Annotated in this window: 5 protein-coding genes; all 5 read right to left on the bottom strand. The window is 34.8% G+C overall.

All coding sequences use genetic code 11. The annotated features are described in order from the left end of the window. Nucleotides 1-150 precede the first annotated feature (150 nt). Nucleotides 151-363: a heavy-metal-associated domain-containing protein gene (locus ACFQ1K_RS05545; protein WP_320556861.1), complete on the bottom strand. Its 213-nt coding sequence runs from the start codon at nucleotides 361-363 to the stop codon at nucleotides 151-153. Nucleotides 364-480: 117 nt separating this feature from the next. Continuing rightward, nucleotides 481-870, bottom strand: a complete 390-nt coding sequence (locus ACFQ1K_RS05540; protein WP_320556860.1) for a DoxX family membrane protein — start codon at nucleotides 868-870, stop codon at nucleotides 481-483. 143 nt (nucleotides 871-1,013) lie between these two features. Then, nucleotides 1,014-3,233, bottom strand: coding sequence for a heavy metal translocating P-type ATPase (locus tag ACFQ1K_RS05535; RefSeq protein WP_320556859.1), 2,220 nt, complete (start codon nucleotides 3,231-3,233; stop codon nucleotides 1,014-1,016). A gap of 89 nt (nucleotides 3,234-3,322) precedes the next feature. Beyond that, nucleotides 3,323-3,886, bottom strand: a complete 564-nt coding sequence (locus ACFQ1K_RS05530) for a helix-turn-helix domain-containing protein (protein ID WP_320556858.1) — start codon at nucleotides 3,884-3,886, stop codon at nucleotides 3,323-3,325. A gap of 247 nt (nucleotides 3,887-4,133) precedes the next feature. Next, nucleotides 4,134-4,859, bottom strand: a complete 726-nt coding sequence (locus ACFQ1K_RS05525; RefSeq protein ID WP_320556857.1) for a hypothetical protein — start codon at nucleotides 4,857-4,859, stop codon at nucleotides 4,134-4,136. Nucleotides 4,860-4,924: the final 65 nt, after the last annotated feature.

Below are 4,924 nucleotides of genomic sequence, written 5' to 3'. Positions count from 1 at the left end.
ACAACGGTCTCGTGTATGAGCAGTAGCGGGTTTTACGCAACTACCTTTCGGATTTCAATATACTCATATTAAATGACAAAAGCGGTTCAAGTTTGCACTCAAACCGCTATTGCTTATACACAATGTTCTCTGCTGGCTTTTTTGGTTCTCTTAACTGATAACTTCTGCCTTGAAGCCCTTGCTTTGAACAATTTCTATTACCTCTTCTTCAGTTATTCCTTTGGAACTCAAGGTAAGGATTTTGTCGCTGTTGTCTGTATCAACATCCCAATGACAAATACCTTCGGCATTATCAAAGTCTGTTTGTACTTTAGATACGCAACCACCACAATTGAGGTTTGTTTTGAATTTTAATTCTTTCATGTTAGATTAATTTTAATTACTACTCTTCAAATTTTGATTTTAACAAAGTCTGAGGTACTACGGTAATTTGACTTTGGTTTACATACTATTTTACTTGTCAAGCTCGATTTAGATGATTTAAAGTGATTTAGTTTGGTTGATTAATTCGGCAAATGCCTTATGTCTATATAGCATCAGATAAACATATAGTGCAGCAACTCCCAACCCGGGTAAGATGCCATGTAGATCCACAGCGAAATGAAACGCAAGAATTCCAAATATTACAGGTATTAAGGCAGTCAATGCCACAATAGTATAACGTCCTGAGATTAAGATTATACCTGTAACTAACTCCACAATACCTACTGTTGGTAAAATAAATTTGTTTGCTAATAAACCTTGATATGCGGCCATTAGTTCTTCAGTCATTACATGACCGTGAGGGACAAATACTAAAAATTTATCAAGCCCAAAAACTACTAAAATGATTCCTAAAACCATTCTTACTATTATTTCTACTTTTTTCATAATTATTTAGATTATATTATTAATTATATTTCAGTGGTTTTCAATCTTAAACTATTGATTACTACTGACACACTGCAAATTTCGTTACTGCACCATTCTTTATTGTTGTAAAATTTTGGAATTGATTTGTAAGTTTTATTGAATTACTTTTTCCATTTCAATCGCAAACTATTGCTTACAACACTTACGCTACTCATTGCCATAGCAGCTCCTGCAATCATAGGATTGAGTAAAAAACCATTAATCGGGTACAAAATTCCTGCTGCAATCGGAATACCAATCAGGTTATAAATAAATGCCCAAAACAAGTTTTGTTTAATTGTCGCTACTGTTTGTTTGGATAGTTTGATAGCTTGTGGTATTTTGGTTAAGTCGGAAGAAATAATAGTCATTTTAGCTACATCCATTGCAATGTCTGAACCTTTTCCCATAGCGATACTTACATCTGCTGTTGCTAAAGCTGTGCTGTCATTGATTCCATCGCCTACCATTGCTACTGTTTTTCCTTGCTCTTGCAGTTCTTTTACAAAATCGGCTTTGTGTTGTGGTAATACTTCGGCTTTGTAATAATTAATACCTGTTTGCTTGGCAATGGCTTTTGCTGTGGCTTCATTATCACCTGTTAGCATAAACAAATCAATACCCATTTCCTGCATTTCTTTAATAGCTTGTGCAGATGTTTCTTTGATTTTATCGGAAACAGCAATTACCGAAAGAGCTTGTTTACTATCGGAAAACCAAATTACGGTTTTGGATAATTTGCTCCAGTCATCCGCTTGTTGTTGCAATTGTTCGGGAATAATGATGTTGTTTTCAAATAATAACTTTTTGTTTCCTACAAAATAGGTTTCATTATTATAGTCTGCTTTTGCTCCTTTACCTGTAATACTGTCAAAATTGGAAATTGTGGTTGGTTTGACTTCTTGCAAATATTTTACAACCGCTTCTGCCAATGGGTGTTCAGATTGCTTTTCAATACTCAGCAATATGTCTTTTGTACTATTGTCATTATTCAACCATTGGATATCTGTAACTTGTGGACGACCTTGGGTAATAGTCCCTGTTTTATCTAAAATGATAGCATTAACCTTTTTGGCTAATTCCAAACTTTCAGCATCTTTAATTAATATTCCTTGTTCTGCACCTTTGCCAACGCCTACCATTATAGCTGTTGGTGTAGCCAATCCTAAAGCACACGGACAAGCAATAACCAAGACTGTAACTGCTGCCAGTAACCCTTGAACTATAGCATTATCACCGCCAAAAACCGTCCAAACAATGAATGTAAGTAATGCAATGCCCATTACCACAGGCACAAAAATTCCTGCTATTTTATCCACCAATTTCTGTACAGGTGCTTTGCTACCTTGTGCGTCTTGCACCATTTTGATGATTTGGGCAAGCATTGTTTCTTTGCCGACTTTTACAGCTTTAAATTGGAAACTACCTTTTTGATTTATCGTTCCTGCAAATACTTTTTCGTTTTCATTTTTTAATACGGGAAGAGGCTCTCCACTCAACATACTTTCATCTACATAAGAATTACCCGAAATGACCATACCGTCAACTGCAATTTTTTCACCAGGCTTTACTAAAATGACATTTCCTTCAATAACTTCTTCAATGGGCTTTTGTTTTTCTGTTCCGTCTACTTGAATAACAGTAACCGTTTTCGGTTGTAAGCCCATCAGTTTTTTAATGGCATAAGATGTATTGACTTTGGCTTTTTCTTCCAATAATTTCCCCAATAATATAAAGGCAATAATTACTGCTGCGGCTTCAAAATAAACGTGAGCGTGTAACCCTCTTTGATGCCAAAAATCTGCAAACAACATATTGAACACACTAAACACATAAGCAATACCTGTACTTAATGCAACCAAGGTATCCATATTGGCTTTACGGTGTTTGGTTTGTTTCCAAGCATTTACGAAAAAATCTCTGCCCAACCACAATACAACAGGTGTTGAAAATGCCCACATTATTTCATTGGCATAAGGCATATCCATAAAAAACATTCCGATAACAACCACTGGTAAAGAAAGAATGATCGCCCAAACGGTTCTATTTTTGAGTTCTTTAAATTTCTTTTCGTGAATGGCATCAAGGGATTCCTGCTGTTTGGATTCCTCTTCAATTAATAAATCATATCCTACACCTTGAACTGCTTTTCGTAGTTTTTTAGCATTGGTTACGTTGGGTAGAAATTCAACGATAAGATTACCCGTAGCATAATTAACAGATGCACTTACCACTCCCTCTTGATGTGTGACGATGCTTTCTGCACTACTCGCACAAGAAGCACAGGTCATTCCCAAAACAGGGAAAGTCTGCGTAACTGTATTTTGATTTGTTTTTGCCATATTGTTACTGTTTTAATTTACAATACAAAGTTGGCAACAATAGGTAGGTTTTCTGTTGTGGAATTTTGGAAATGATTTGTAAGATTTACTTACACTTCATCCAAAGGCTTTCTTCTGTCTTCACGTATCTTTTTAAAATGACTGGGGGAAAGTCCTGTTACTTTTTTAAATTGATTACTCAAATAAGCCACACTTGAATAATTTAAACGGAATGCGATTTCGCTCAAAGACAATTCATCATAAACCAATAGCTCCTTTACCTTTTCTATCTTTTGAGCAATAAAATATTTTTCAATAGTAGTGCCTTCTACTTCAGAGAATAGGTTGGATAGGTTGTTGTAATCGTGAAAAAGTTTACTACTTAACACATCCGAAAGATTGGTTTTCGTTTCATTATCCTTATGATGTACCAAGTCAATGATTATTGTTTTAATCTGTTCAATCAGGCGACTTTTTTTGTCATCAATCATTTCAAAGCCTAATGACACTAGCGCTTTACTGATTTTTTCTTTGTCTTGTGTAGTGAGTTCTTTTTCAAGTGTTACTTCTCCCAATTGTACATCAGTCGGCTCAATTCCTAATTTATTCAATTCGCTTTTTACCACCATAATGCAGCGGTTACAAACCATATTTTTTATAAAGAGTGTTGTCATATTTTTTCCGAATACTTCAATTTTATCACGGGTGTTTTTTTAGCTTGCAGAGAACGTGTTTGTATATGGTTTGTTGCGTGGTTTGGCACGTAATGTAGCAAATAAAAACCGAATAGAAAATCCGCGAGGATTTTCGTAAGTAGGCTAGAACTAGCAATAAATTATATACGTTGTTGTGTGTTGGCTTTGCTAGTTTGGGTTTAGTATTTTTATTCTCGAAATATGAACTTGTAGACTAAATGATAATTTAAAAAAGTGTATCTCCAACAAATCGAACCACTGTTTGCCATATTTCTGTATTACGCGAATGAATAACAAATAGATTAATAGACAATCCGATTGCGACAATAGTATATGGTCTTGTATTCACCTTGTTTTTAAGATCATTGAGCAGAAGGAGCATCAATATAATAGCGCCAAAATATTCTGCGATAAAAAAGGCATAAAACCCAATCGATTCTCCAAAAATGGCATACAATAACCTATTAAAAATTGCTGCAGAAATTGTGAACGCTGTTCCGATCATATATCGTTTGTGTTTAAAGACGTTTTTTCTATAGAAGATAGCGAGTGAATAAAAAAGCAAAAAATTTAACGGGGTAACGAAATTTAATGATTGAATAGCAGCGACTTCTTCAAACGGCATTACATTTACCGTTTTGAGATAACTTAATTTTGTTATCAGGAACATTGAAATAATCACTAATGGTGCCGAGCCATATGAGATTTTACCAATAAGTCTATGTGCTTTGTATTTGCCTTTGTAGATTAGATAAGGTTGAACAACTAGCATAATCACCCAAGAAACCATTAGTGCACCGTGAATATGATGTGTCCAAGTGAATTCCTCAAATTTCGGGAAATATTGTAAGTATGTAGGATGAAACGCTATCTGCAATAGTATGAATAAGATACCCATTGCTATAAAAAAAACCTTTGCGGTAAGATTAGAAAATATACTTTCCTGTTTCATATCCTATTTTTTAGTTGGTTTTTTTAGCTTACACACAACGGTCTCGTATAACCGTCAGTTACGGG

It is taken from the genome of Winogradskyella aquimaris, assembly GCF_042676105.1.
In the GTDB taxonomy this organism is placed as follows: Bacteria; Bacteroidota; Bacteroidia; order Flavobacteriales; family Flavobacteriaceae; genus Winogradskyella; species Winogradskyella aquimaris.
This window is presented reverse-complemented; position numbering and strand designations above follow the sequence as displayed.